This window comes from Streptomyces zaomyceticus, assembly GCF_014656215.1.
GTDB lineage: Bacteria > Actinomycetota > Actinomycetes > Streptomycetales > Streptomycetaceae > Streptomyces > Streptomyces zaomyceticus.
Genome location: NZ_BNBZ01000047.1, coordinates 1 through 25,434 on the forward strand (window position 1 = coordinate 1; position 25,434 = coordinate 25,434).

Consider the following 25,434-nt stretch of genomic DNA (forward strand, 5'->3'; position numbering starts at 1 on the left):
GGTGCCGGCGCGTCCCCCGGGGCGGGCGCCGCGGCCGGGCCCAGGCCCGCGGCCGACCGCGCCGCCCCGCCCACCATGGCGCCGGGGCCCGGCGGCCTCACCCCCGTGTACACACGCCGGGCCAGGACCGCGGAGAAGGTCGTCGCGCTCACCTTCGACGCCGACATGACGGCCGACCAGGGCCCGCGGGCCGCGCGCGGCGAGCACTTCGACAACCCGGAGCTCATCGCGACCCTGCGCCGCCTGAAGGTGGACGCGACCGTGTTCATGACCGGCCGCTGGGCGGAGGAGTACCCCGACCAGGCCAGGTCCATCGGCCGCGACCCCCGCTTCGAGATCGCGAACCACTCCTACAGCCACTACGCCTTCGCGTCCCCCTGCTACGGACTCCCGACCGTCGCCGGGCCCGACATGACGGCCGACGTGCAACGGGCCTTCGACGCGTTCCGCGACGCCGGGGCCGAGAACGTCGTCCCCTACTTCCGATTCCCGGGCGGCTGCTACGACGACGCGGCCCTGCGCGCGCTCGGCCCCGCCGGGGTGACGGCGGTCCAGTGGGACGTGGTCAGCGGGGACGCCTTCGCGAAGGACGCGGACGCGGTGGCCGAGCAGGTCCTCGACGAGGTCAAGCCCGGTTCCCTGGTGGTCATGCACTGCACGCGCAGCGCGGCCCCCGTCACGGAGCGGGCGATCCGACGCATCGTCCCGGAACTCCGTGCCCGCGGCTACCGCTTCGTGAAGGTCTCGGAGCTCATGCGCGGCTGAACCGGCGCGCGAAGAGACGGCCCGGGGAGTGCCGGGCGTCGCGAGCCGGGCGGGACTTTCCGGACACCTCCTAGCCCGAGCAGGCGTTGCGCTGGGCCTCCTGCCATGCGCAGACCGGGCACAGGGTGATGCCCTTCGTCGACTCCGGGTACTCGGTCGGCTCCTGGCACAGCACGCACGCGGCGAACGGGCCCTCGGTCGCCGGTTCCGGCTTCGGGGCGGGCTCCGGGGCGCAGTACGACGTGGACTCGCTCATGTCTTCGAGCCTACTCACTCCAGCCGCGCCGTGGCCCGGCACGCGGCGATCGCCGTCGCCGCCGCGAGGAGCACGGCGCCGGCGCAGGCGAGCCACGGCGGGTCCGCGGTCGCCGCGCGGGCGCCGGTGATCAGGGCCGTCATCGCGTGCTTCGCCGGTGAGCCGGTGGTCACCAGGGCCAGGAGCGAGCCGAGGACGAGGGCCGCGAAGGACCAGCCGGGGGCCCGGACGAACGGGCGGGAGACCAACGCCCCCACGACGGCGCCCGTCAGGGCACAGGCCACCGCCGCCAGGAGGCCCGTCGTCGTGGCGGCGAGCGCGGTGACTCCGCGCCGGTCGCCGGTCGCCGTGACCGCGAGGACGGCGACCGCCCCGACGAGGACGGGCAGGGCGGCCCCCGTGACGAGCGCCGCGAGATGGGCACGGCCCCGACCCGCGGCCGCCGCGACCACGTTCCGCGCGGCGGCCGGCTCCTGCGTCGCGCAGATCCGTACGGACCAGGCGGTCACCGGGAGGAGCGCGGCGGAGGCGAGGCCGAGCGCGCCGAGGACGGGCTCGCCGACGTTCACGCCGACGCCGAGGACGGCCGCGTACAGGAGCAGCGGTGCGAGCCAACGCTGGGAGCGGAGCAGCAGACCCGTCTGGTAGCGCAGGAGCGCCGTCATACCCGTACGCCTTCGGAGCCGAGGTGGTGGATGTGCCAGGAGGCGGCGAGCAGCGCCGCCAGGAGTGCGTCGGAGTGCCGCGCGTCGACGGTGAGGACGGTGAGGGCCGGGCCGTCGACGCCCTCGGAGCCGGGGGCGGATGCGGGCGCGGGTGCGGTGACGGGATCGCCGGGGAGGCCGGCGGGGAGCGGTCGGTGCCCGCCGGAGACCGTGATCCGGACCCGCGGCGCCGGCTCGGAGCCCGGGAGGGCCGGAGCCGGGGCCTCCCGCCACCGCCCGGTGTCCGCGGACCGCGCCCGGGCCTCCCGCACTCGTCCCGACCCCACCTCGTGAACCGCGTCGGGCTCCCCCGCCAGGCGTCGCGGGTCGTGGTCGACGAAGACGACCATCGCACCGGCCGACCGGCGTTCGCGGACCGCCGCGTCCAGTTCGGCGCGGGCGCCCGTGTCGAGGCCGGTCCAGGCCTCGTCGAGGACGAGCAGGTCCGGATCGGCGAGAAGGGCCTGGGCCACGGCGACCTTCTGACTCGTGCCCTTGGACAGTGCCGCCATCTCCGTACGGGCGTGCTCGGCGGCCCCGAAACGTTCCAGCCACTCCCCCGCGCGGACCCGGGCCGTCGACCGGCCGAGGCCCTGGACCCGTCCCAGATGGACCAGATAGTCGACGGCCGTGAAGGGGAGCGCGACCGGGAAGCGCTCGGGAACGTACGCGGTGCGGGGCGGGCGGCCCGTGACCCGGCCCTCGGTGGGCGCGTCGACTCCGGCGACGACCCGCAGCAGGGTCGACTTGCCGGTCCCGTTCGTGCCGGCGATCCGGACGAGGGTTCCGGCGGGCAGGTCGAGCCCGACCTCGCGGAGCACCCACGGACCCCGGAGGCCGTGCCGTCGCCCGACCCGCTCGAGCCTCAATTCGAGGTCTTCTGCGGGGTCAGCTCGCTGGGACGGACGACCACGAAGCCCTGGCCCTCCAGCTTGAGCTGCACCGCCTCGCCCGAGCCGCCGCGGATCATCGAACCGACGGACTGCGAGCGGTGCAGCGAGGTGTGCAGCTGCTCGCTCCAGCCGACGACCGCGTCGGTGTCGACGTGGACCGGGGCCTGGGGGCTGACGGGAATGACGATCGGCGTGCCCTCGCACATGAGGGCGACCTTGCCGTATCCGGTGAAGACGGAGTTGAAGAGGCCGCCGCCGGTCATGCCGGCGCCCTTCACCGTCTTGATCTCGTAGTGCAGCGTGGGGTCGAAGCAGAGCACGTTGCGGCCGTTGACCGAGAAGGCGTCGCCCTGCTCGATCTCGACGATGAAGCAGTTCTGCGCCTCGTGCGCGAACCAGGCCTCTCCCCGGCCGCGCACGGCCATGAGGGCCAGGCCCTCGCCGGTGACGGCGCGCTTCAGCAGGCCGCCGATGCCCTGGCTCTTGCGCTCGAACTGCAGATCGCCGCGGAAGGCGATCATCGAACCCTGGCGAGCGTGCATCTCGCCGTTGACGGTGTATTTGACGGATTTGGCGTTCTGGAGGGTCATCCCCGGAAAGTCTGCGGTCTCGGCGAGGTGTTCACCGGCGAAAAGATCACTCTTCATGAGGGGCATCCTGTCCCGGAAGCGCTCATTCCTACAAGAATCACTCCTGACGGCAGTGGCAGACTTGCCCGGTGAGCAGCAACGAGACCGATCTCCGTGATGAGAAGCCCCAGTTCGTCCTGCCGTTGGTCGTGCGGATCGAGCGGGACGCCCCGCCGTCCCGTACCGACGCCCTGGAGACCGCGGCGCGGGCCGTCCTGGAGATCCTCACCGACGACCGCTCCCTCGGCGAGGGCGAGTGGGCCCGGGTGATGACCGACTGGCAGGACGCCCGGATCCGCAAGGTCGTGCGCCGGGCGCGCGGCGCGGAGTGGCGGCGCGCGAGCGCGCTGCCGGGGATCACCGTCACCGGTACGGAGGCGGAGGTACGGGTCTTCCCGCCGGTCCCGCTCGACGGCTGGCCCAAGGAACTCGCCAAGCTCCAGGTCTCGGGCACCGACCTCGACGACCCGGCAGCGCCCGGTCCCGTACCGGACGGGGCGGCCGTGCTGTGGTTCAGCCCCGAGCTGGACATGTCGGCGGGCAAGGCGATGGCGCAGGCCGGGCACGGGGCGCAACTGCTGTGGTGGGCGATGACGGACGCCGACCGGAAGACCTGGCGCGAGGCGGGCTTCCCGCTCGTGGTCCGGACCGCGGCGGCCGACGCGTGGCCGGCTCTGACGACGAGCGGGCTTCCGGTGGTGCGGGACGCGGGGTTCACGGAGATCGCCCCGGGCTCGTGCACGGTGGTCTCCGCCTTCCCGCGCCGGGCGTGACCGGAACGGAACCTCAAATCAACCTCTGAACGTCCCCCTGTCGGGGTTCGAACGATTTCCCCGGGGTCATCAGGTGGGTGACTGAGGACCGAAGGAGGGGGACATGACGGAACTCGGCATCGGCATCGGCTGGCGTCCCGAGATCGCTGAGGCGGTCGAGGGGCTGTCCGGAGTCGACTGGGTGGAGGTCGTCGCGGAGAACATCTGCGCCGGCCATCTGCCCGACTCCCTGACCAGGCTGCGCGAGCGCGGCGTCACGGTCGTGCCGCACGGCGTCTCGCTCGGGCTCGGGGGCGCCGACCGGCCCGACCCGGCGCGGCTGGCCGCGCTCGGCGAGAAGGCGGTGGCACTCGGGGCGCCGCTGGTCACGGAACACATCGCGTTCGTACGGGCCGGGGGGCCGCTCACCGCGACCCCGCAGCTCGAGGCGGGCCATCTGCTTCCCGTGCCCCGGACGTGGGACGCGCTCGACGTGCTCTGCGAGAACGTACGGATCGCGCAGGACGCGCTGCCCGTGCCGCTCGCCCTGGAGAACATCGCCGCCCTGATCTCCTGGCCCGGCGAGGAGATGAGCGAGGGGCGTTTCCTGGCGGAGCTGGTGGAGCGTACGGGGGTACGGCTCCTCGTCGACGTCGCCAATCTGCACACCAACCACGTCAACCGGGGCGAGGACCCGGCGCGCGCGCTGTCGGAACTGCCGGTGGAGGCGATCGCGTACGTGCATGTGGCGGGCGGTGTGGAGCGGGACGGGGTCTGGCACGACACCCACGCGCATCCGGTGCCGCGCGCGGTCCTCGACGTACTGGCGGATCTCGCGTCGCGGGTGGCGCCGCCGGGCGTGCTGCTCGAACGGGACGACGACTTCCCTCCCGGGGAGGAGCTGGGGGACGAACTGCGCGCGATCCGGGCGACCCTGACCGGGGCGTCACGGGTGGCGCGTCATGGGGGCGCGGGTCACGGAGTACGGGCGCCGCGCGGTCCGGTGGCGGCCGCGGCGGCGCAGCCGCTGCTCATCGGGGCCGGTGCCCGGGTCTCGGGCGGGCCGATGCCCGTCGTCGCCCCCGCCGCACCGGTGGCCACCGCGCCGGCACCCCACGCCGGGGCCCGGCAGCGGGTCGCCGTCGCCCAGGCCGCCCTGCTGTCGGCGCTGGTCGCCGGAACGCCCGTGCCCGAGGGGTTCGACAGCCGACGGCTCGGGGTGCAGAGCCGGGCACTCGCGGCCAAGCGGGCCGGGGTGGTCGCGAAGGTCGCGCCGGAGCTGCCCGAGATCCTCGGCAAGGGGTTCCGGCCCGCGTTCCTCGCGTACGCCAGATCCCGGCCCATGTCCGGCGGCTACCGCCGCGACGCGCTCGACTTCGCCGAGCATCTGCTGGTCGCCGGGCGGCCGGAGGATCCGGCGGCACAGCGGCAGCTCACGGAGTGGTGGCAGGACCGTTCCGGCAACCGTCCGCCGGGCCGCGCCACCCGGCTCGTACGGGCCGCCCGGCACGCCCTGGTACGGAGATGAGGTGCCCGTGAACGTCCTGACCGCGTTGTTCTATCTCGCCGCCGCCGCCGGCATCGCGCTGCTGATCGTCCGGGTCGCCCGGACCCGCGGCGGAACCGGCGGGCCCGTCCACGACCGGTACGAGGCCGCCTTCCTCAACGGCGGCCCCGCCCGGGTCGTCGACAGCGCCCTCGCCGCCCTCCAGTCGGACGGCAGGCTGGCGGTCGGCGGCCCCGGCATCGTCGCCGTCGTCCGTCCCGTGGCGCACGACCCGGTGGAACGCGCCGTGCTCCAGGCGCACGCCGCCGCTCCGCACGGGGCCCTGCACCACCTGCGCATGGCCGTGATGCGGCACCCGGCGGTCCAGGAGATCGGCGACGGGCTCGCCGCGCGCGGGCTCGTCGTCGACCCGGCGACCCGGCGCACCACGCTCCGGTGGTGCGCCGGGATCGGCCTCGCGGCCCTCGCGATGTTCCCGGTGTCGGCCGTCCTCACGGCCGTGGACCTCGCCGTCACCGCCGGGCCCTCGTTCCCGTTCCTCCTCAAGGTGGCGCCGGCGGTGCTCGCCGCCGGATTCACGGCCCTGGTCTGCGGAACGATCGCCGCCCGGCAGGTCACCCCGGCCGGCCGGAACGCGGTCTTCGCGTACGGGCGGGCACACGCCCATCTCGCCGACGCCGGACTGCTGGTGGCACTCCACGGGCTCCGGGCCCTGCCCGATCCGGTGCTGCGCGAACAGCTCGTGGCCGCCGCCCGGGTCTACGGGCCGCCCGGGCGGCGCGGAGGCGGGAACAGGCGCCCCGTTCCGCACCGGTACGACAGCTCGGACGCGGGCGACGACTTCGCGGCGGCCGTCGTGTGGTGCGCGGGGACCAGCGCGTGCGGTGGCGGGGGCGGTGGGGGTGGCGGCTCCTGCTCCGGCGGCGGGTCCGGGTCGTCGTGCTCGTCCGGATCGTCGTGCTCGTCGGGGTCCTGCTCGTCCGGGGGCGGCTCCAGCTGTGGTGGGGGCGGCAGCTCGTGCTCCGGTTCGAGCTCCAGTTCGTGTTCCAGCTCCAGCGGGAGTTCGTGCTCCAGTTCCAGCTCCAGCAGCTGATCACCCGTTCGGGTGGCGGCGACGCCCGGCCTGTCGTACAACTCGGGCATGGTCTGGGTTCCGTTGCTGCTCGTGGCGTGTGTGGTGGCCGGTGTCGGTTGTGCGCGGCTGTGCCGGGCGACGCTCGCGGCGGGCCGACCCGGTCGCGACCGGACCGAAGGGACGGGCGCGGCCGACGGGGCCGGCGGGATTCACGGGACCGCGTCGGACCTCACCGTCGGCGAGGCGGCCTACCTCGCCGGCGGACCGCTGCGGGTCACCGATCTGACCCTGGTGGCGATGCACCGGGAACGCCGGCTGCTGCTCGCCCACACCGGCTGGGCGACGGTCGTGGACTCCCCCGGCCACCGGGACGACGCGTTGGAGCGGGCCGTGATCGGCGCCATCGGAGCCGGCGGGCAGTCGCCGATTCCCCTCGTGCGTCCGGTCGTCGCCGCGGCCGACTCCGTACGCCTGCTCGCGGAGCGCCTCGTCGACCGGGGACTCGCCGTGTCCGCGGCGGGGCACCGGGAGATCGAGGCCGGGCTGCGGACGGTGCGGACCGGCTTCCTGCTGAGCCTGGCCCTGGGAACGGTGTCGACGCTGCTGGTGCCCAGCGCCGAACGGGCCCCGGTCCTCGCCGGATTCGCCCTGCCGCTGGTCGCCTCGGGGCTCTGTCTGCTGATCGGACGGATCGAGGTGTACCCGTACACCCGCTGGGCCTCCCCCGCAGGACAGCGGCTGCTGGCGGGGCTCTCCTCGGCCGATCCCCTGACCGCCCTCGCGACGCGTGGACCCGGGGTGCTCGAACCGGAGCTCCGCGCCGCTCTGCGCAGCCGGGGCTGAGGGGCCGGGCGAGAAGCGCGGAGGCCTCCCGCCCCACCGCCGGAAGGGCCGGGAAAGGGGCGCGAAAAGGCCCCGGAAATGACGCCGGTGCGGCGCGCGTCATGCGCGCCGCACCCGGAGCCGGACCCGGTGTCGCTGGAGCGACGGGCAATGAGGCCGCCCGCCGTCTGATCTTCCGGGTCGAGGGGTGGCGCGCCCGGCCGGGAGCCGGGCCACCACCGTGTCTGTCGGGGCCGTCAGGCCAGGCCCGCCACCAGGTCGGCGACGCTCTTGCGGCGACCGGTGTAGAACGGGACCTCTTCGCGGACGTGCATCCGGGCCTCGGAGGCGCGCAGGTGGCGCATGAGGTCCACGATGCGGTGCAGCTCGTCGGCCTCGAAGGCGAGGAGCCACTCGTAGTCGCCGAGCGAGAAGGAGGCGACCGTGTTGGCGCGGACGTCCGGGTAGCCACGGGCCATCTTCCCGTGGTCGGCGAGCATCCGGCGGCGGTCCTCGTCCGGCAGCAGGTACCAGTCGTAGGAGCGCACGAAGGGGTAGACCGAGACGTAGTCGCGCGGGTTCTCGTCGGCCAGGAAGGCCGGGATGTGCGACTTGTTGAACTCGGCCGGGCGGTGCAGCGCCATGTTCGACCAGACCGGCTCCAGGGCGCGGCCCAGACGGGTGCGGCGGAAGAGGTTGTACGCCTCCTGGAGCTCGTCGCTCGTCTCGGCGTGCCACCAGATCATGACGTCGGCGTCGGCGCGCAGACCGGACAGGTCGTACGTGCCGCGGATCGTGATGTCCTTGGCCGCGAGCTGGTCGAACAGCTCCTGGACCTCGTCGGCGTAACCGCCGCGGTCCTCGGGGAGAACGTCGCGCAGCTTGAAGACGGACCACAGGGTGTAGCGGATGACCTCGTTGAGGTCCTTCGCCTTCTTACCGGCGTTCGGGATCTTTTCGGGCGCACTCATACGCCTATTCTCGCCCGTCACAGGGAGTGCCCCGCACCGGGGTCGGTCCTTTTCGACGTGGCGATGATCTCGTCGGCCGCCCGATGGGCCGAGGCGATGCAGGCGGGGATGCCGACACCGTCGTACGCGGCGCCCGCGACCCGCAGTCCGGGGAGGGCCGCCACGGCCTCGCGGACCCGGGCGACCCGGGCGAGGTGGCCGACGGGGTACTGGGGCAGACCGCCGATCCAGCGGGTGACCGTGGTGGCCACCGGCCGGCCGGCGAGCCCGGTGGCGGCGGCCAGGTCCTTGAGGGAGGCGTCGACGAGGTCGGCGTCCTCGCGGTGGACCTGGTCCTCCTCGCCGTGGCGGCCGACGGAGGTGCGGAGCACGAACAGGTCGGAGGCGCCGTCGGCGACCCACCGCCACTTCTGCGAGGAGAAGGTGGAGGCCTTGATCGTGTGCCCGTCGACGGGCGGCACGAGGAAGCCGGAGCCCGCCAGGACGGGCATGTCGGAGCGGCGGAAGGCGAGGGTGACCAGGGCCATGGAGGCGTAGGCGATCGAGCCGAGCTCGGCGGAGGCGGCGGGCGCGTGTTCGGTGAGCAGGGCGGCGGCGGGCCCGGCGGGGGTGGCGAGGACGACGGCGTCCGCGGTGAGGACCCGGTCGCGGCTCACGACCTGCCAGCCGGTCGCCCCGGTGCGGCGCAGCCCGGTCACGGGGGCGTCGGTGAGGATCTCACCCCCGGCGGCCCGGATCGCCTCGGCGACGGCCCGGGGCAGCGTGCCGACACCGCCCTCGACGCCGAGGAAGACGGAACCGCCGAGGCCGGTGGCCGCGCCCGCCACGTCGGCGGGGGCGGCGGCGGCCCCCGCCCGCTGGACGGCGCGGACGGCGGCGGTGAGCGTGGGGTGGACACGGGCGGCCTCGAAGAGGGCGGGGACGGCCGCCTTCATCGAGATGCGGTAGGCGTCACCGGCGTACACCCCGCCGAGCAGGGGTTCCACGAGCCGGTCGACGACCTCGTGGCCCATCCTGGCGGCCACGTAGGCGCCGATGGCGATGTCCTCGCCGATCTCGGTCGGCGGCAGGTCGCCGTCGAGACCGATCCGGCGCACGCCCTCGGCGGAGAGCAGGCCGTCGACCGCGTGGGCGTCGCCGGGGACGCCCATGACATGGCCCTTGGGCATCGGGACGAGCTCGCCACGGGACCAGACGGACGCGGTGGTGGTGGCGGGGGCCTGGAGCCGGTCGCCGAGACCGACGGCCCGGGCGAGGGCGACGGCCTCGGGGCGGCGGGCCAGCAGCGACTCGGCGCCGAGGTCCACGGGGGCGCCCGCGATCTCCCCGGCGAGCAGCTTGCCGCCGAGCCGCGTCCCCGCTTCGAGGAGGGTCACCCGGTGGCCGGCGACGGCCAGCCGGTGGGCGGCCGCGAGTCCGGCGATACCGCCTCCGGCGACGACGACATGAGGTCCCGTGGTGTCCGCGTTCATGGGACCACTCTCTCAAATCGCCCATGGGCTCCTCTCCCCAGGCCGTCTGTTCCGTTCCGAGGCCGGACCGTGACCGCATCGCTACCGCCGGAGGGCAACCCGTTCCCGGGGCCCGTGCGTCGAAGAGGCGTCGAAGTGGCAACACTCACCACCACCCCCGGGGGGGGACACGATGCGGAGCGCACGAACGACGGCGAGAACGCGGACCGCCGCGGCCGCGGCACTGCTGACGGCGGCACTGGTCCTGACCGGCTGCGCCGGAAGCGGCGACATGGGCTCGGACAGCAAGAGCGACATGGGCGCGGCGAAGCCCGCCGACGAGCAGGCGGGTGCCGCCGACGGCTACTCGGGCCCCGAGAAGGCCCCGTCGGAGCCGTCGAAGGCCCCCGCCCGGCAGCAGCACGTCATCCGCACCGCGTCCCTCTCCGTGGAGGTCGCCGACGTGGCCAAGGCGCTGGCCACGGCCCGCCGGGTGACGTCCGGCGCGGGCGGTCACGTCGAGAACGAGGCGACGGAGCGGGTCGACGAGTCGTACGTCACCTCCCACATCGTGCTGCGGGTGCCCCAGGAGCGGTACGACTCCGTCCTCGCCGAGCTCGCGGGCACGGGCAAGCTGCTGGCCCGCAAGGCGGACGCCAAGGACGTCACCGACCAGGTGGTGGACGTGGAGAGCCGCATCGCGACCCAGCGGGCGAGCGTGGCGCGGGTGCGGGCACTGATGCAGCGGGCGGAGAAGCTGGCCGACGTGGTGACCCTGGAGGGCGAGCTGAGCCGCCGCCAGGCCGACCTTGAGGCCCTGCTGGCGCAGCAGTCCTCGCTGAAGGACAGCACGTCCCTGGCGACGATCGCCCTCCAGCTCTCGGAGAAGCGGAAAGCCGAGGACGAGAAGCCCGAGGAGGGGCGCCCCGGCTTCGGCGACGCCCTGAGCGGCGGCTGGAACTCCCTGACCGGCGCGGTGGCCTGGGCGGTCGTCGTCCTGGCGGCCCTGGCTCCGTGGCTCGCGGTGGCCCTCGTCGGATACGTCCTGTGGCGCCGCGTCGTCCGCCCGCGCCGCGCCGGGCGCGCCGAAGCCCGCCCCGCTCCCCTGCCGGAGCCGCGGACGGAGCGGAACGCCGCGGGAGTGGCCAGGACCTCCGAGAGCGCCGAGGCTCCGCCGACCGGTACGTCCGCCGGCGGCACCGGCGAGTGAGCCGAACCGGCACCAGCGCCCCGGAGGCGAACCGAGCCTGAAAAAATGGGGGCATGAGCGAACGACTGGTGGTCATCGGTGGCGACGCGGCGGGGATGTCCGCCGCGTCGCAGGCGCGCAGGCTCAAGGGACCCGGGGAACTGGAGATCGTCGCTTTCGAACGCGGGCACTTCTCCTCGTACTCGGCCTGCGGCATCCCGTACTGGGTCGGCGGCGACGTCGGCACCCGCGACGAACTGATCGCGCGCTCCCCCGAGGAACACCGGGAGCGCGCCATCGGCCTGCGGATGCGGACGGAGGTGACGGAGGTCGACGTGCCCGGACAGCGGGTCCTCGCACGGGACCTGGAGACGGGTACGGAGACCTGGACGGGTTTCGACAAGCTGGTGATCGCGACGGGGGCCAGGCCGAAGCGCCCGGGGTTGCCGGGGATCGACGCGCCCGGGGTGCACGGGGTGCAGACCCTGGACGACGGGCAGGCGCTGCTCGACTCGCTGGAGGGGACGCCCGGCCGGCGGGCGGTCGTGGTCGGCGCGGGCTACATCGGTGTGGAGATGGCCGAGGCCCTGCTGAACCGGGGCTACCAGGTGACGCTCCTGCACCGGGGCGAGCAGCCGATGGCGACCCTCGACCCGGACATGGGCCGTCTGGTGCACCGGGCGATGGACGGTCTGGGGATCACGACGGTCGCCTCGGCGGCGGCCACGAAGATCCTGACCGGCGAGGACGGCCGGGTGCGCGTGGTGGCGACGGACGCGGCGGAGTTTCCGGCGGACGTGGTGGTCCTCGGCATGGGCGTGGTGCCCGAGACCTCGCTGGCGCGCGCGGCGGGGCTGCCGCTCGGGGCGCACGGCGGGCTGCTCACCGATCTGGCGATGCGGGTCCGGGGCCACGAGAACATCTGGGCGGGCGGCGACTGCGTGGAGGTACTCGACCTGGTCTCGGGCCGGGAGCGGTACGTACCGCTGGGGACGCACGCGAACAAGCACGGCCAGGTCATCGGGGCGAACGTGGGCGGCGGTTACGCGACGTTCCCCGGAGTGGTCGGCACGGCCGTGTCGAAGGTGTGCGACCTGGAGATCGCCAGGACCGGCCTGCGGGAGAAGGACGCCCGCGAGGTGGGACTGCGGTTCGTGACGGTGACGGTGGAGTCGACGAGCCGGGCGGGGTACTACCCGGGGGCCGCGCCCATGACGGTGAAGATGCTGGCCGAGAAACGTACCGGCCGGCTGCTCGGGGTGCAGATCGTGGGCCGGGAGGGCGCGGGGAAGCGGGTGGACATCGCGGCCGTGGCGCTGACGGCGGGGATGACGGTGGAGGCGATGACGGCCCTGGACCTGGGGTACGCGCCGCCGTTCTCACCGGTCTGGGACCCGGTCCTGGTCGCGGCCCGCAAGGCGACGGCGGCGGTCCGCGCGGCGGGCTGAGTCCGCGCGGCGGGCCGGTCCCGTACCCGTGGAACGGCGACGCCTCCGCCCGGTGGGGCGGAGGCGTCGGCCGTGCGGGGGTCCGTCAGACGGTCGTCCTGGTGTGGACGTACTCGACGAGACGGGTCAGGGCGTCCGGGTCCATGGACGGCATGACGCCGTGACCCAGGTTGAAGACGTGGCCCTCCAGGCCCTTCGCGGCGGCGAGCACCTCGTCCGTCTTCGCCTCGACGACCTCCGTCGGGGCGAAGAGGACGGCCGGGTCCAGGTTGCCCTGGAGCGCCTTGCCGGGGCCGACGCGGCGGGCGGCCTCGTCGAGCGGGACGCGCCAGTCGACACCGACGACGTCCGCGCCGGCCTCGCCCATGAGGCCGAGCAGTTCGCCCGTACCGACGCCGAAGTGGATGCGCGGGACGCCGTACCCGGCGACCGCGTCGAACACCTTCACGGAGGCGGGCATCACCGAGCGGCGGTAGTCGGCCGGGGCGAGGGCACCGACCCAGGAGTCGAAGAGCTGGACGGCGGAGGCGCCGGCCTCGATCTGGACCTTGAGGAAGGCCGAGGTGATCTCGGCGAGACGGTCGAGGAGGTCGGCCCAGAGCTGCGGGTCGCCGTACATCATCGCCTTGGTGCGCTCGTGGCTGCGCGAGGGACCGCCCTCGACGAGGTAGCTCGCGAGGGTGAACGGCGCGCCCGCGAAGCCGATGAGCGGGGTGTCGCCCAGCTCGCCGGTGAGCATCCCGATGGCCTCGGTGACGTAGTGGACGTCCTCGGGGGTCAGGTCGCGCAGCCGGGCCAGGTCGGCGCGGGTGCGGATCGGGTCGGCGACGACCGGGCCGACGCCGGGCTTGATGTCGAGGTCGAGGCCGATGGCCTTGAGCGGGACGACGATGTCGCTGAAGTAGATCGCGGCGTCGACCTTGTGGCGGCGGACCGGCTGCAGCGTGATCTCGGTGACCAGCTCGGGCCGCATGCACGACTCGAGCATGGGGATGCCCTCACGGACCTTCAGGTACTCGGGGAGCGAGCGCCCCGCCTGCCGCATGAACCAGACGGGGGTGTGCGGCACGGGTTCACGCCTGCATGCCTTGAGGAACGCGGAGTCGTACGTCCGCGACTGCTGCTTCGTCTGCTGGCCCGTGGGGCGGTCGTTGGCACTCACGTCCAGAATCTTCGCATGTGGCGGGAAGCCGCTCGTCCGGGCAGGGTGTCCCTCCCTGCACGGAGGCCTCGTTCCGCCTACTCTTCCCCGCATGGCTGCGGCTCAGGGACATTTTTCCGATCATTCCGACGGCGATCGAGGGACGGACGAAACGGCGGACAGTACGGAGGCGAACCCGGTTCCACCCGTGTTCCGGCGGGCGGTGGAGGCCCTGCGCTCGGCGCGGCTGCGACCCGAGATCGAGATCGACCCGACGAGGCCCCCGCAGCGCCTCGCCCCTTACGCGTACGCGGTGGAGGCGGCCGTCGTGGACGGCGAGGAGGACCTCGCGGACGGCCGGCTGGTGCTGCTGCACGATCCGGACGGCCACGAGGCCTGGAAGGGCACCTTCCGGCTGGTGACGCTGGTCCGTGCCGAGCTGGAGCCGGAGATGGCGGCGGATCCGCTGCTGCCCGAGGTGTGCTGGTCCTGGCTGACCGGGGCCCTGGAGGCCCGGGGGCTCGGGTACGGGGAGGCGAGCGGGACCGTCACGATGGCGGGCTCGCACTATTTCGGCGGTCTCGCGGACCGCAGGCCCGCGACGCAGATCGAGATCAGGGCTTCCTGGACGCCCCGCGAGGGTCTGGGCGGCGTCCCGGACACGGGCGCACACCTGGCGGCCTGGTGCGATCTGCTCTGCCAGATCGCGGGACTGCCTCCCGCGCCGGCGGATCAGGGGACGGGCGCGGCGGGGACGGTGTCCGGCGCGGGTGTCGTCTCGTTGCCCCAGCGGCGGGGTCCGCAGCAGCCCTGAGGTCGCGGTGGCGCCGAGGCGGCACACCTCGGGGGCGGGATCAAGCCATTCCCGGGAGTGTCCGAACGGTGTCCGGACACTCCCTCGTGAGGGTGACGGCGCGGGGGCCGCTCGTAGGATGATCGATCACGCGTCCGAATTGCCCTAATTGTTACTCACCAAATCGTGATCTTTCCCTAAAGGCGGGCGGCCCAGTTGCCGAAGGAGTCAGTGACCCCTTCACAGCACGGGTTCGCCCCCGGCTTCTTCCCCGAGCCGGCTCCGTCCCGCACCCTTCCCCCCAGGAGGCCTGGTGTCCGTTCTCCTCGAGCAGCCCGCAAGCCTGGTCGCCTACCGCCCGAACAAGCCGACGGCCATGGTCGTCGTGGCCGACCCGCGCGTCCGCTCCACCGTGACCCGCCACCTGTGGGCCCTCGGAGTACGCGACGTGATCGAGGCTTCTTCCATCGCGGAGGCACGTCCCCGCGTCGGCAACCCGCGCGACATCTGCGTTGCCGACGTCCACCTGCCCGACGGCAGCGGCCTCACGCTGCTGTCCGAGACCCGCGCCGCGGGCTGGCCCAACGGCCTCGCCCTCTCGGCCGCCGACGACATCGGCGCCGTACGCAACGCCCTGGCGGGCGGCGTGAAGGGCTATGTAGTCACCGGTACCCGTACCAACATCGGCCACCCCACCCGACCCGGCGCCGCCCCCATCGGCGCCGCGGCCGCGCGGCTCGGCCACCGCCGCCCCCCGGGTGCCCCGAGCCACCCGGGCGGCTACCGCGAGCTCTCCGGCCGTGAGGTCGAGGTGCTCCGGCTCGTCGCGGAGGGCCAGTCGAACAAGGCGATCGGCGTCTCCATGGGCCTCTCGGCCCTCACCGTGAAGAGCCACCTCGCCCGGATCGCCCGCAAGCTGGGCACCGGGGACCGCGCCGGCATGGTCGCGGTCGCCCTGCGGACGGGGATCATCCACTGACGGAACGGTCGACACGAAGCCGGCGCCTGTCGACGGAACGTTCCGTCGACAGGCGCTTGCCGTTCACCGATACCCTTGACAGGTGACCGACGCCCAAGAGACCGCAGCAGACACAGCACTGCGCACCACCGGGGGCGGCCCCCCGGACGACGATGTCCCTGCGAATGGGCTTCCGATCCCGTTGCTGGAGCCCCGCGAGGGGATTCCGCCCGTCGTCGAGACGGACGAAGCCCTCGCCGAGGTGATCGCCGCCTTCGCGGCCGGCCGCGGCCCCGTCGCCGTGGACGCCGAGCGTGCCTCCGGCTACCGCTACGGCCAGCGCGCCTACCTCGTACAGCTCCGCCGCGAGGGCGCGGGCACCGCGCTCATCGACCCGGTGGGCTGCCCCGACCTCTCGGGACTCGGCGAGGCGCTCGCCGGGACCGAGTGGATCCTGCACGCCGCGACCCAGGACCTTCCCTGCCTGCGCGACATAGGCATGCTGCCGACCTCGCTGTTCGACACCGAGCTCGCCGGGCGGCTCGCGGGCTTCCCGCGCGTCGGCCTCGGCGCCATGGTCGAGTCCGTCCTCGGTTACGCCCTGGAGAAGGGCCACTCCGCCGTCGACTGGTCCACCCGGCCGCTGCCCGAGCCCTGGCTCCGGTACGCGGCGCTCGACGTGGAACTCCTCGTCGACCTGCGCGACGCCCTGGAGAAGGAGCTCGACCGGCAGGGCAAGCTGGAGTGGGCGCACCAGGAGTTCGACGCGATCGCCTCCGCCCCGCCCGCCCCGCCGCGCAAGGACCCGTGGCGGCGGACCTCCGGCATGCACAAGGTGCGGCGCCGTCGCCAGATGGCGGTCGTACGGGAGCTGTGGACGGCCCGTGACGCGGTCGCCCAGCGCCGGGACGTCTCCCCCGGCAAGGTGCTGAGCGACGCGGCGATCGTGGAGGCCGCGCTCGCGGTCCCGGTGAACGTGACCGCGCTCACCGCGCTGCCCGGTTTCGGGCACCGGATGGGCCGCCGCCAGCTGGAGCAGTGGCAGGCGGCCGTCGATCGCGCCCGCGCCCTGCCCGAGAGCGAGCTTCCCCAGCCGGGCCAGCAGGTGGCCGGCCCGCCCCCGCCGCGCGCCTGGGCGGACAAGGACCCGGTCGCCGCGGCCCGTCTGTCGGCGGCGCGCGCGGCGGTCTCGGCGCTCGCGGAGGAGCTGAACCTTCCGCAGGAGAACCTGATCACCCCGGACACCGTGCGCCGGGTCTGCTGGGAGCCGCCGGCCCCGGCCGACGCGGACGGCGTCGCCGCCGCCCTGGCGGGCCACGGCGCCCGTCGGTGGCAGGTGGAGCTGGTGACCCCGCTCCTGGTGCAGGCGCTGACCGCGACCGCGTGACCCCTTCGGGAGAGCCCCCGACGCCCGGACGGGCGTCGGGGGCTCCGTCGTCCGCGGAACGGGTGGGATCGCCGGCGGTGTCCATGTCGAAGACGCCGTCGGTCGTGCCGTCGATTCCGTGGACGGGGCCGGAGCCTCGCGCCCCGGACCGGTGCGGGACTCCGCCTGCCGGTGGGCGCCCGCGCCGTGACACGGCCGCCGCCCCGGGACCATCGGGTCGCGGGAGCCTCCGATCGGACGGGCGTACGCGGGGGTGCGCGGCCGCCTCGGTGGCATCCTCTGAATGTGACCTTCGCCGCTTGGGCCCCAGGGACTGGGCAGCCCGGTTACCCGCAAGTAGCATGGAGGAAGCAAGCGCACGCTTAGGCGTGTGCCGCAGCAGTGCCATCCCGCACCCTGGAGGAGAGCCATCGTGCCTCGTACCGTCAGGGACGTCGTCTTCGTCGACGGCGTCCGCACCCCGTTCGGCAAGGCGGGCCCGAAGGGCATCTACCACGAGACCCGCGCCGACGACCTCGTCGTCAAGGCCATCCGGGAGCTGCTGCGCCGCAACCCCGGCCTGGACCCCGCGAAGATCGACGAGGTCGCCATCGCCGCGACCACGCAGATCGGTGACCAGGGTCTGACCCTCGGCCGCACGGCGGGCATCCTCGCCGGGCTGCCGCAGTCGGTGCCGGGCTACTCCATCGACCGCATGTGCGCCGGCGCGCTGACCGCCGTCACCTCGGTCGCCGGTTCGATCGCCTTCGGCGCGTACGACGCCGTCATCGCCGGTGGCGTCGAGCACATGGGCCGTCACCCCATGGGTGAGGGCGTCGACCCGAACCCGCGCTTCGTGTCGGAGAAGCTCGTCGACGAGTCCGCCCTCTTCATGGGCATGACCGCCGAGAACCTGCACGACCGCTACCCGAGCATCACCAAGCAGCGCGCCGACGAGTACGCCGTGCGCTCGCAGGAGAAGGCCGCCAAGGCGTACGCCGACGGCAAGATCCAGCAGGACCTGGTGCCGATCTCGGTGCGCCGCACCGACGCCTCCACCGGTGAGACCGGCTGGGGCCTGGTCACCGCCGACGAGCCGATGCGCCCGGGCACCACCCTGGAGTCGCTGGCCAACCTGAAGACGCCGTTCCGCGTCCACGGCAACGTCACCGCGGGCAACGCGGCCGGTCTCAACGACGGTGCCACCGCCTCGATCATCGCCTCCGAGGACTTCGCCCGCGAGCACGACCTCCCGGTGAAGATGCGCCTCGTCTCGTACGCCTTCGCCGGCGTCGAGCCCGAGGTCATGGGCTACGGCCCGATCCCGGCGACCGAGAAGGCCCTCGCGAAGGCCGGTCTGTCCATCGAGGACATCGACCTCTTCGAGGTCAACGAGGCCTTCGCCGTCCAGGTCCTCGCCTTCCTCGAGCACTACGGCATCGCCGACGACGACGCGCGCGTCAACCAGTACGGCGGCGCCATCGCCTACGGTCACCCGCTCGCCTCCTCCGGCGTCCGTCTCATGACGCAGCTGGCCCGCCAGTTCGAGGAGAACCCGCAGGTCCGCTACGGCCTCAACACGATGTGCGTCGGCTTCGGCATGGGCGCCACGGTCATCTGGGAAAACCCCCACTGGGAGGGCAAGTGAGCACCACCGCCGAGCTTCTGAAGGGCGCCGCGGAGCTCTTCCCCGACGAGGTCGTCACGAGCGCCCACGTACGGCACTTCGAACTGCCCGCCGGTGCGGGCCGGTTCGCCCTGATCACGCTGGACAACGGCTTCGACCACACCAAGCCGACCACCTTCGGCCCGCAGTCGCTCGCCAACCTGAACACGGCGATCGACCAGGTCGAGGCCGAGGCCGCGAACGGTGAGATCACCGGCGTCGGCATCACCGGCAAGCCGTTCATCTTCGCCGTCGGCGCCGACCTCAAGGGCGTCGAGCTGCTGAAGAAGCACGACGAGGCGCTCGCCATCGGCAAGGGCGGCCACGACGTCTTCAAGCGTCTGTCCGCGCTCGCCGTGCCGACCTTCGCGTACTACAACGGCGCGGCCATGGGCGGCGGCGTCGAGGTCGGTCTGCACTGCACCTACCGCACCGTGTCGAAGGCCCTTCCGGCCTTCTCGCTGCCCGAGGTCTTCCTCGGCCTGGTGCCCGGCTGGGGCGGCTGCGCCATCCTGCCGAACCTGATCGGTGCCGAGAAGGCCGTCTCGGTCGTCATCGAGAACTCCCTGAACCAGAACCGTCAGCTCAAGGGCAAGCAGGTCTTCGAGCTCGGCATCGCCGACGCGCTGTTCGAGGGCGCGGACTTCCTGGAGCAGTCGCTGATCTGGACGGCCTCCGTCCTGAACGGCTCCGTGACCGTCGAGCGCCCCGCGATCGACCGCGGCGAGGCCTGGGACCAGGCCGTCGCCAAGGGCCGCGCCATCGCCGACTCCAAGGTGCACGGCGCCGCCCCGGCCGCCTACCGCGCCCTCGAGATCATCGAGGCCGCCAAGGACGGCGACCTGCAGAAGGGCTTCGACGCCGAGGACCAGGCCCTCGCGGACCTGATCATGGGCGGCGAGCTCCGCTCCGGCATCTACGCCTTCAACCTGGTGCAGAAGCGCGGCAAGCGCCCCGCCGGTGCCCCGGACAAGTCGCTGGCCCGCCCGGTCACCAAGGTCGGTGTCGTCGGCGCCGGTCTGATGGCCTCCCAGCTGGCCCTGCTCTTCCTGCGCCGCCTCGAGGTGCCGGTCGTCCTGACCGACATCGACCAGGAGCGCGTCGACAAGGGTGTGGGCTACGTCCACGCCGAGATCGAGAAGCTGCTCGGCAAGGGCCGGATCAACCAGGACAAGGCCAACCGTCTCAAGGGCCTGGTCTCCGGTGTCCTGGACAAGGCGGCGGGCTTCGCGGACGCGGACTTCATCATCGAGGCCGTGTTCGAGGAGATGTCCGTCAAGCAGAAGGTGTTCGCGGAGGTCGAGGCGGTCGCCCCGGCGCACGCGATCCTCGCCACCAACACCTCCTCGCTGTCCGTGTCGGAGATGGCCTCCAAGCTCCAGAACCCGGAGCGCGTGGTCGGCTTCCACTTCTTCAACCCGGTCGCGATCCTCCCGCTCCTGGAGATCGTGCGCGGCGAGCAGACGGACGACGCCTCCCTCGCCACCGCGTTCGGTGTCGCGAAGAAGCTCAAGAAGACCGCGGTCCTCACCAAGGACGCCCCGGCGTTCGTCGTGAACCGCATCCTGACCCGCTTCATGGGCGAGATCCAGAACGTCATCGACGAGGGCACCTCGGTCGAGACGGCCGAGAAGGCCATCGAGCCGCTCGGCCTGCCGATGTCGCCGCTGGTGCTCCTGGAGCTCGTCGGCCCGGCGATCGGTCTGCACGTCTCCGAGACCCTGAACCGCTCCTTCCCGGAGCGCTTCACCGTCTCGCCGAACCTCAAGCGCGTCGTCGAGGCCGGCAAGCGCGGCTTCTACGTCTACAACGCGGAGAACGGCTTCAAGCCGGAGCTCGACCCGGAGGTCGCCGCCCTCCTCGTCCAGGGCGACACCGTCCTGACCGAGGAGCAGGTCCGCGACCGTGTCCTGGACGCGGTGGCGCAGGAGATCGGTCTGATGCTGGAGGAGGGTGTCGTCGCCGAGGCGCAGGACATCGACCTCTGCCTGATCACCGGTGCGGGCTGGCCCTTCCACCTGGGCGGCATCACTCCGTACCTGGACCGTGAGGGCGTCTCCGAGCGCGTCAACGGCAAGCGTTTCCTGGCGCAGGGCGTGGCGAGCGTCCCCGCGTAGCACCTCAGGACGTACGCGTACGGCCCCGGCACCTTCTCCAGGTGCCGGGGCCGTGGCCTTTTCCCGTCTCTTCACGGGGTGTGCCCGTCAGGGAGTGACGGTCACCCTATGGAGCGCCAGCTCTCCAGGAGCAGCCCCTCCGCACCGGCCTTCTGCCGGGTGATGATCGGCGAGCTCCCGCCGGCCAGGGACGCCGCGACCAGCCGGCCGTCGAGGCCGCGGGTGAGGACGGTGTCGAGGTCGCCCCGCGGCTCCCCCGTCTCCGACCACTCGATGCCCTCGGTCTCCTGCTCGCTCGGGTAGGCGGCGAGGGCGAGCCGGCCGTCCTCGGACTGCTGGGCGAGGACCGTGCAGTCGAAGCCGTCGATGAGACAGCGGGTGGCGGCGAGCCGGCCGGTGCCGACCGCCTTGCCGAGGGGCGTGGGCTCCAGGTCGCGCCCCGGCGACCAGGCACGGACCTGGCCGGCCTTGTCGACGTAGAACAGCGTCACGTGCCCGGAGGGGCCGGTGACGGCCGCGAGGGTGCCGAAGGTGACCTCGGCGGGCAGGACGTCCTTGCGGACGGGGCGGGCGCCCGACTCCTCCTGGACGTAGCGCAGAAGGCCCTTGTCGGTGGCCGTGAGGAGCTCGACGCGCCCCTCGCCGTTGCAGACGGCGACCGGGGAGGGGTCGGTGCTCCAGCCGTGCAGGTCCCACCAGGGGTGCCAGCCGCCGGCGTCCTTCTGGGCCCGCACGCTCAGTCCGCCGCCCCCGTTGCGGACGAAGGCGTACGCGCGGCCCTGGGCGTCCACCGCGACGGCCGGGTTGCCGGTCCACGGCCCCTTGCCGTTGGAGTGCCCGATCGGCCGCCAGGCCACCGCCGGGCGGCCCGTCTGGAACTGGACGCTGTGCACCAGCTCGACGTGTCCCTCTCCCCCCGCGGTGGGTCGCAGGCCGACGAGGTGGACGTAGCGGTCGGCGCCCTGGCCGACCGCGAGGAAGGGGGTCAGACCGTCGCCGCCGAGCGAGACGGGGCCGCTCCAGCGGCCGTCCGGCTCCTCGGTCCAGCGCACCACCTCTCCGTCCCGGGGCAGATAGGCGCTGAACCTGCCCTCCTCCCCTCTGGTCAGCCAGGCACCCTGGAGCAGAGGGGCTGAGGAGGAGCCGTGAGAACGGTCGGCGGGGGCCTGGGATCGATTCGCCATGGGGGGATCCAGCACTCCGGTCGTCGGAAGGAGTTCGGGTACGAGCCGACTTTAGTCGCCCTCCCGAACGCTCCCTTCCGCGCCTTCGGTATCGCCCTCAGTACCTGGCGTCGCGGCCCGCCTGTCCGAGCCGACTGTGACTGCGCCCGTACAGGAAGTACACGACGATGCCGATCACCATCCACACCGCGAACCGGAACCAGGTCTCGCCGGGCAGGTTCAGCATCAGCCAGAACGAGGCGGCGATGGAGAGGATCGGGAGCACCGGCACCCAGGGGGTGCGGAAGGCGCGCGGCAGGTCGGGGCGGGTGCGGCGGAGCACCATCACGCCGACGGCCACCACGACGAAGGCGAACAGGGTGCCGATGTTCACCAGGGTCGCGAGTTCGTTGATGCTGGTGAAGCCGGCGACGATGGCGATGATCACACCGAGCAGGATCGTCGGGCGGTACGGGGTCCTGAACCTCGGGTGGGTGACGGAGAAGAAGCGCGGCAGCAGGCCGTCACGGCTCATCGCGAAGAACACCCGGGTCTGGCCGAGGAGCAGGATCAGACAGACCGTGGTGAGACCGACGGCGGCGCCGAAGCTGATCACACCCGCGTAGAAGGGATGCCCGGCGGCCTTGAAGGCGTCGGCGAGCGGGGCGCTGACGGACAGCTCCGTGTAGTGCTGCATGCCGGTGACGACCAGGGCCACGGCCACGTAGAGCACGGTGCAGATGAACAGCGAGCCGAGGATGCCCCGGGGCATGTCCCGCTGCGGCAGCTTGGTCTCCTCGGCGGCGGTGGCCACCACGTCGAAGCCGATGAAGGCGAAGAAGACGACCGAGGCGGCGGTGAAGATGCCCATGACGCCGAAGTTGGTCGGCTCGTACCCGAAGATCAGCTGGACGAGCGGGGAGTCCCAGTTGGAACCGCCGCCCTCGGGGGTGACGGCCGGCGGGATGAAGGGCTTGTAGTTGTCGCCGACGATGAAGAACAGACCGGCGACGATCACGATCATCACCACGGTCACCTTGATCGCCACGACGAGCGCGGTGATCCGGGCGGAGAGCTTCATGCCGAGCACGAGGACGACGGTCAGCACCAGGACGAGCAGGAAGGCCAGGATGTCGAAGGTGCCGCCCGGCACGTCCGGTCCTTCGAGCGCCGCGGGTAGATGCCAGTCGATGTTGTCCATGAGCGAGCGGACGTAGCCCGACCAGCCGACGGCGACCACCGCCGTACCCAGGGCGAACTCCAGGACGAGGTCCCAGCCGATGATCCAGGCGGGCAGCTCTCCGATCGAGGCGTACGCGAAGGTGTACGCCGATCCCGCCACCGGCACCGTCGAGGCGAACTCGGCGTAGCAGAGGGCGGCCAGCGCGCACACGATGCCGGCCGCGACGAAGGCGAGGGCCGTGGCCGGGCCCGCGTTCTCCTTGGCGACCTTGCCCGTGAGGACGAAGATGCCGGTGCCGATGATGACGCCGACACCGAACACCATCAGATCCCAGGCGGACAGGGATTTCTTGAGCGCGTGCTCCGGTTCCTCCGTGTCGCGGATCGACTGCTCGACCGACTTGGTCCGGAAGACTCCGGAATTGGCTCGTGGTTGTTGGTCCGTGCTCACCGTCGTACCTCCCTGCCATGGGGCTGCCCGCCCTCAGGTCAGAATGCACGCGAAAGGGCCGATCGGCACTCCGAAGAGTGAGCCGATCGGCCCCGAGGTGACACCTGGTGACGGGGGGCGTCAGTCGCGGGCGGGCTCCACGGCCTGCGCGCTGCTCTCGAACCTGCCGTCGAGCCGCGAGACCAGACCGGTGACCTGACGGGCGATGTCCGGGGCGGTCAGCCCGATCTCGGCCATGACCTCGGCGCGCGAGGCGTGGTCGAGGAAGCGCGGCGGGATGCCGAAGTCACGCAGCGGCACGTCCACGCCCGCGTCGCGCAGCGCCTGGGCGACGGCCGAGCCGACGCCGCCGACGCGGCTGTTGTCCTCGACGGTGACGACGACCCGGTGGCCCTCGGCGAGCGGGGCGAGGGCCTCGTCGACCGGCTTGACCCAACGGGGGTCGACGACGGTGGTCGTGATGCCGTGCCGGTCGAGCAGGTCGGCGATCTCCAGGCACATGGGCGCCAGGGCGCCCACGGAGACCAGGAGGACGTCCGGTCGGTCGCTGCCGGGCTCGCGGAGCACGTCCATGCCGCCGACGCGGCGCAGGGCGGGTACGGCCGGTCCGACGGCGCCCTTCGAGAAGCGGACCACGGTCGGGGCGTCGGTGACCTCGACGGCCTCGCGGAGCTGGGCGCGGACCTGGTCGGCGTCGCGCGGCGCGGCGAGCCGCAGACCGGGCACGACCTGGAGGATCGACATGTCCCACATGCCGTTGTGGGAGGCGCCGTCGGTGCCGGTGACACCGGCCCGGTCCAGGACGAAGGTGACACCGCACTTGTGCAGGGCCACGTCCATCAGGACCTGGTCGAAGGCGCGGTTGAGGAAGGTCGCGTAGACCGCGAAGACCGGGTGGAGTCCGCCGGTGGCGAGGCCCGCCGCGGAGACCGCGGCGTGCTGCTCGGCGATGCCGACGTCGAAGACCCGCTCGGGGAAGGCCTTGGCGAACTTGTCGAGGCCGACGGGCTGGAGCATGGCCGCCGTGATGGCGACGACGTCCGCGCGCTCCTTGCCGAGCGCGACCATCTCCTCGGCGAAGACGCCGGTCCAGTCGGCGCCGGAGGAGGCGATGGGCAGGCCGGTGTCGGGGTGGATCTTGCCGACGGCGTGGAAGCGGTCGGCCTCGTCCTGGAGGGCCGGCTGGTAGCCGCGGCCCTTCTCCGTGAGGCAGTGGACGATCACCGGGCCGCCGAAGCGCTTGGCGCGCGTCAGGGCGGACTCCAGGGCCTCGATGTCGTGGCCGTCGATGGGGCCGACGTACTTGAGGCCGAGGTCCTCGAACATGCCCTGCGGGGCGATGAAGTCCTTGAGGCCCTTCTTGGCGCCGTGCAGGGTCTCGTAGAGCGGCTTCCCGACGACGGGGGTGCGCTCCAGGATGTCCTTGCCGCGGGCGAGGAAGCGCTCGTAGCCGTCGGTGGTGCGCAGGGTCGCCAGATGGTTGGCGAGGCCGCCGATCGTGGGCGCGTAGGAGCGCTCGTTGTCGTTGACGACGATGACGAGCGGGCGGTCCTTGGCGGCGGCGATGTTGTTCAGCGCCTCCCAGGCCATGCCGCCCGTGAGGGCTCCGTCGCCGATGACGGCGACGACGTGGTCGTCCTTCTTCAGGACCTCGTTGGCCTTGGCGAGGCCGTCGGCCCAGCCGAGGACCGTCGAGGCGTGCGAGTTCTCGATGACGTCGTGCTCGGACTCCGCCTGCGAGGGGTAGCCGGAGAGGCCGCCCTTCATCTTGAGCTTCGAGAAGTCCTGGCGGCCGGTGAGCAGCTTGTGGACGTAGCTCTGGTGGCCGGTGTCCCAGAGGACCTTGTCCTTCGGGGAGTCGAACACGCGGTGCAGGGCGATGGTCAGCTCGACCACGCCGAGGTTGGGCCCGAGGTGCCCGCCGGTCTTGGAGACGGCGTCCACGAGGAACGTCCTGATCTCGTCGGCCAGCTGGTCCAGCTGTTCCGGGGAGAGCCGGTCCAGATCTCGCGGTCCCCTGATACGGGTCAGCAGAGCCACCCGTGCCTCCTTGCGTTTGAGCTGGTCGAGCTTGCCGATTTGTCGAGTCTAATGTTCCGTCTTGGATCGTGGGCATCGGGCCGGGGGGTGAGGCA

22 protein-coding genes are annotated in these 25,434 nt (G+C 72.8%); 12 read left to right on the plus strand and 10 right to left on the minus strand.

Annotated elements, in window-relative coordinates:
* On the plus strand, positions 1-765 hold a 765-nt coding region (locus tag IE311_RS34340; RefSeq protein ID WP_229902351.1), incomplete at its 5' end, for a polysaccharide deacetylase family protein.
* Between the two features lie 70 nt (positions 766-835).
* On the opposite strand, the gene IE311_RS34345 is transcribed toward IE311_RS34340, so the two are convergent.
* The 4 genes from IE311_RS34345 to IE311_RS34360 are packed head-to-tail and all read right to left on the minus strand — an operon-like array spanning position 836 to position 3,265.
* Positions 836-1,021 carry a hypothetical protein gene (locus tag IE311_RS34345; RefSeq protein ID WP_189835803.1) on the minus strand — a complete coding sequence of 62 codons (186 nt, stop codon included), beginning with the start codon at positions 1,019-1,021 and terminating at the stop codon, positions 836-838.
* A 14-nt stretch (positions 1,022-1,035) separates the two neighbouring features.
* Positions 1,036-1,686, minus strand: a complete 651-nt coding sequence (locus IE311_RS34350; RefSeq protein ID WP_189835804.1) for an ABC transporter — start codon at positions 1,684-1,686, stop codon at positions 1,036-1,038.
* Positions 1,683-2,594: an ABC transporter ATP-binding protein gene (locus IE311_RS34355; protein ID WP_189835805.1), complete on the minus strand. Its 912-nt coding sequence runs from the start codon at positions 2,592-2,594 to the stop codon at positions 1,683-1,685. The genes IE311_RS34350 and IE311_RS34355 overlap by 4 nt, the downstream gene beginning before the upstream one ends.
* Positions 2,591-3,265, minus strand: coding sequence for an AIM24 family protein (locus IE311_RS34360; protein WP_189835806.1), 675 nt, complete (start codon positions 3,263-3,265; stop codon positions 2,591-2,593). Before IE311_RS34360 ends, IE311_RS34355 begins: the two co-directional genes overlap by 4 nt.
* Before the next feature lie 71 nt (positions 3,266-3,336).
* Between IE311_RS34360 and IE311_RS34365 the strand changes: the two genes are divergently transcribed.
* The 4 genes from IE311_RS34365 (at position 3,337) to IE311_RS34380 (ending at position 7,424) form a co-directional block, all read left to right on the plus strand.
* Entirely contained in the window at positions 3,337-4,020 is a 684-nt protein-coding gene (locus tag IE311_RS34365; RefSeq protein WP_189835807.1) for a peptidyl-tRNA hydrolase, read from the plus strand.
* A 103-nt stretch (positions 4,021-4,123) separates the two neighbouring features.
* Positions 4,124-5,527 (plus strand): DUF692 domain-containing protein, encoded by a 1,404-nt coding sequence (locus IE311_RS34370; protein WP_189835808.1) that lies wholly within the window; start codon positions 4,124-4,126, stop codon positions 5,525-5,527.
* 7 nt (positions 5,528-5,534) lie between these two features.
* A complete protein-coding gene (locus IE311_RS34375) occupies positions 5,535-6,599 on the plus strand; it encodes a TIGR04222 domain-containing membrane protein (protein WP_308439852.1) in 1,065 nt (354 codons plus the stop codon).
* 48 nt (positions 6,600-6,647) lie between these two features.
* On the plus strand, positions 6,648-7,424 hold the full coding sequence (locus tag IE311_RS34380) for a TIGR04222 domain-containing membrane protein (RefSeq protein WP_189835810.1): 777 nt from the start codon (positions 6,648-6,650) through the stop codon (positions 7,422-7,424).
* Between the two features lie 236 nt (positions 7,425-7,660).
* On the opposite strand, the gene hemQ is transcribed toward IE311_RS34380, so the two are convergent.
* Together hemQ and hemG are read right to left on the minus strand one after the other, a co-directional pair.
* Positions 7,661-8,374 carry a hydrogen peroxide-dependent heme synthase gene (hemQ, locus tag IE311_RS34385; RefSeq protein WP_189835811.1) on the minus strand — a complete coding sequence of 238 codons (714 nt, stop codon included), beginning with the start codon at positions 8,372-8,374 and terminating at the stop codon, positions 7,661-7,663.
* Between the two features lie 17 nt (positions 8,375-8,391).
* Positions 8,392-9,846 (minus strand): protoporphyrinogen oxidase, encoded by a 1,455-nt coding sequence (gene hemG / locus IE311_RS34390; RefSeq protein ID WP_189835812.1) that lies wholly within the window; start codon positions 9,844-9,846, stop codon positions 8,392-8,394.
* Positions 9,847-10,018: 172 nt separating this feature from the next.
* Between hemG and IE311_RS34395 the strand changes: the two genes are divergently transcribed.
* A complete protein-coding gene (locus IE311_RS34395) occupies positions 10,019-11,035 on the plus strand; it encodes a DUF4349 domain-containing protein (protein WP_189835813.1) in 1,017 nt (338 codons plus the stop codon).
* A gap of 53 nt (positions 11,036-11,088) precedes the next feature.
* Complete coding sequence (locus IE311_RS34400) at positions 11,089-12,462, plus strand: FAD-dependent oxidoreductase (protein ID WP_189835814.1); 1,374 nt, start codon at positions 11,089-11,091, stop codon at positions 12,460-12,462.
* Positions 12,463-12,547: 85 nt separating this feature from the next.
* On the opposite strand, the gene hemE is transcribed toward IE311_RS34400, so the two are convergent.
* The gene (gene hemE, locus IE311_RS34405) at positions 12,548-13,624 is read right to left on the minus strand and encodes a uroporphyrinogen decarboxylase (RefSeq protein WP_189835815.1); all 1,077 of its coding nucleotides are present in this window, start codon (positions 13,622-13,624) and stop codon (positions 12,548-12,550) included.
* Between the two features lie 91 nt (positions 13,625-13,715).
* Here hemE and IE311_RS34410 point away from each other — a divergent pair, with 91 nt between their 5' ends.
* From IE311_RS34410 to IE311_RS34430, 5 genes are all read left to right on the plus strand, one after another.
* Positions 13,716-14,417, plus strand: coding sequence for a DUF3000 domain-containing protein (locus IE311_RS34410; protein WP_189835816.1), 702 nt, complete (start codon positions 13,716-13,718; stop codon positions 14,415-14,417).
* A gap of 292 nt (positions 14,418-14,709) precedes the next feature.
* A complete protein-coding gene (locus tag IE311_RS34415; protein WP_015037008.1) occupies positions 14,710-15,375 on the plus strand; it encodes a response regulator transcription factor in 666 nt (221 codons plus the stop codon).
* A gap of 82 nt (positions 15,376-15,457) precedes the next feature.
* A complete protein-coding gene (locus IE311_RS34420; protein WP_189835817.1) occupies positions 15,458-16,741 on the plus strand; it encodes a ribonuclease D in 1,284 nt (427 codons plus the stop codon).
* Between the two features lie 412 nt (positions 16,742-17,153).
* Positions 17,154-18,368 (plus strand): thiolase family protein, encoded by a 1,215-nt coding sequence (locus tag IE311_RS34425; RefSeq protein WP_189835818.1) that lies wholly within the window; start codon positions 17,154-17,156, stop codon positions 18,366-18,368.
* Complete coding sequence (locus IE311_RS34430) at positions 18,365-20,503, plus strand: 3-hydroxyacyl-CoA dehydrogenase NAD-binding domain-containing protein (protein ID WP_189835819.1); 2,139 nt, start codon at positions 18,365-18,367, stop codon at positions 20,501-20,503. Before IE311_RS34425 ends, IE311_RS34430 begins: the two co-directional genes overlap by 4 nt.
* 101 nt (positions 20,504-20,604) lie before the next feature.
* Here IE311_RS34430 and IE311_RS34435 read toward each other — a convergent pair whose 3' ends face one another.
* The 3 genes from IE311_RS34435 to dxs form a co-directional block, all read right to left on the minus strand.
* A complete protein-coding gene (locus IE311_RS34435; RefSeq protein WP_189835820.1) occupies positions 20,605-21,687 on the minus strand; it encodes a PLL family lectin in 1,083 nt (360 codons plus the stop codon).
* A gap of 97 nt (positions 21,688-21,784) precedes the next feature.
* The gene (locus IE311_RS34440; protein WP_189835821.1) at positions 21,785-23,299 is read right to left on the minus strand and encodes an amino acid permease; all 1,515 of its coding nucleotides are present in this window, start codon (positions 23,297-23,299) and stop codon (positions 21,785-21,787) included.
* 120 nt (positions 23,300-23,419) lie between these two features.
* Complete coding sequence (gene dxs / locus IE311_RS34445) at positions 23,420-25,339, minus strand: 1-deoxy-D-xylulose-5-phosphate synthase (protein WP_189835822.1); 1,920 nt, start codon at positions 25,337-25,339, stop codon at positions 23,420-23,422.
* Positions 25,340-25,434 lie beyond the last annotated feature (95 nt).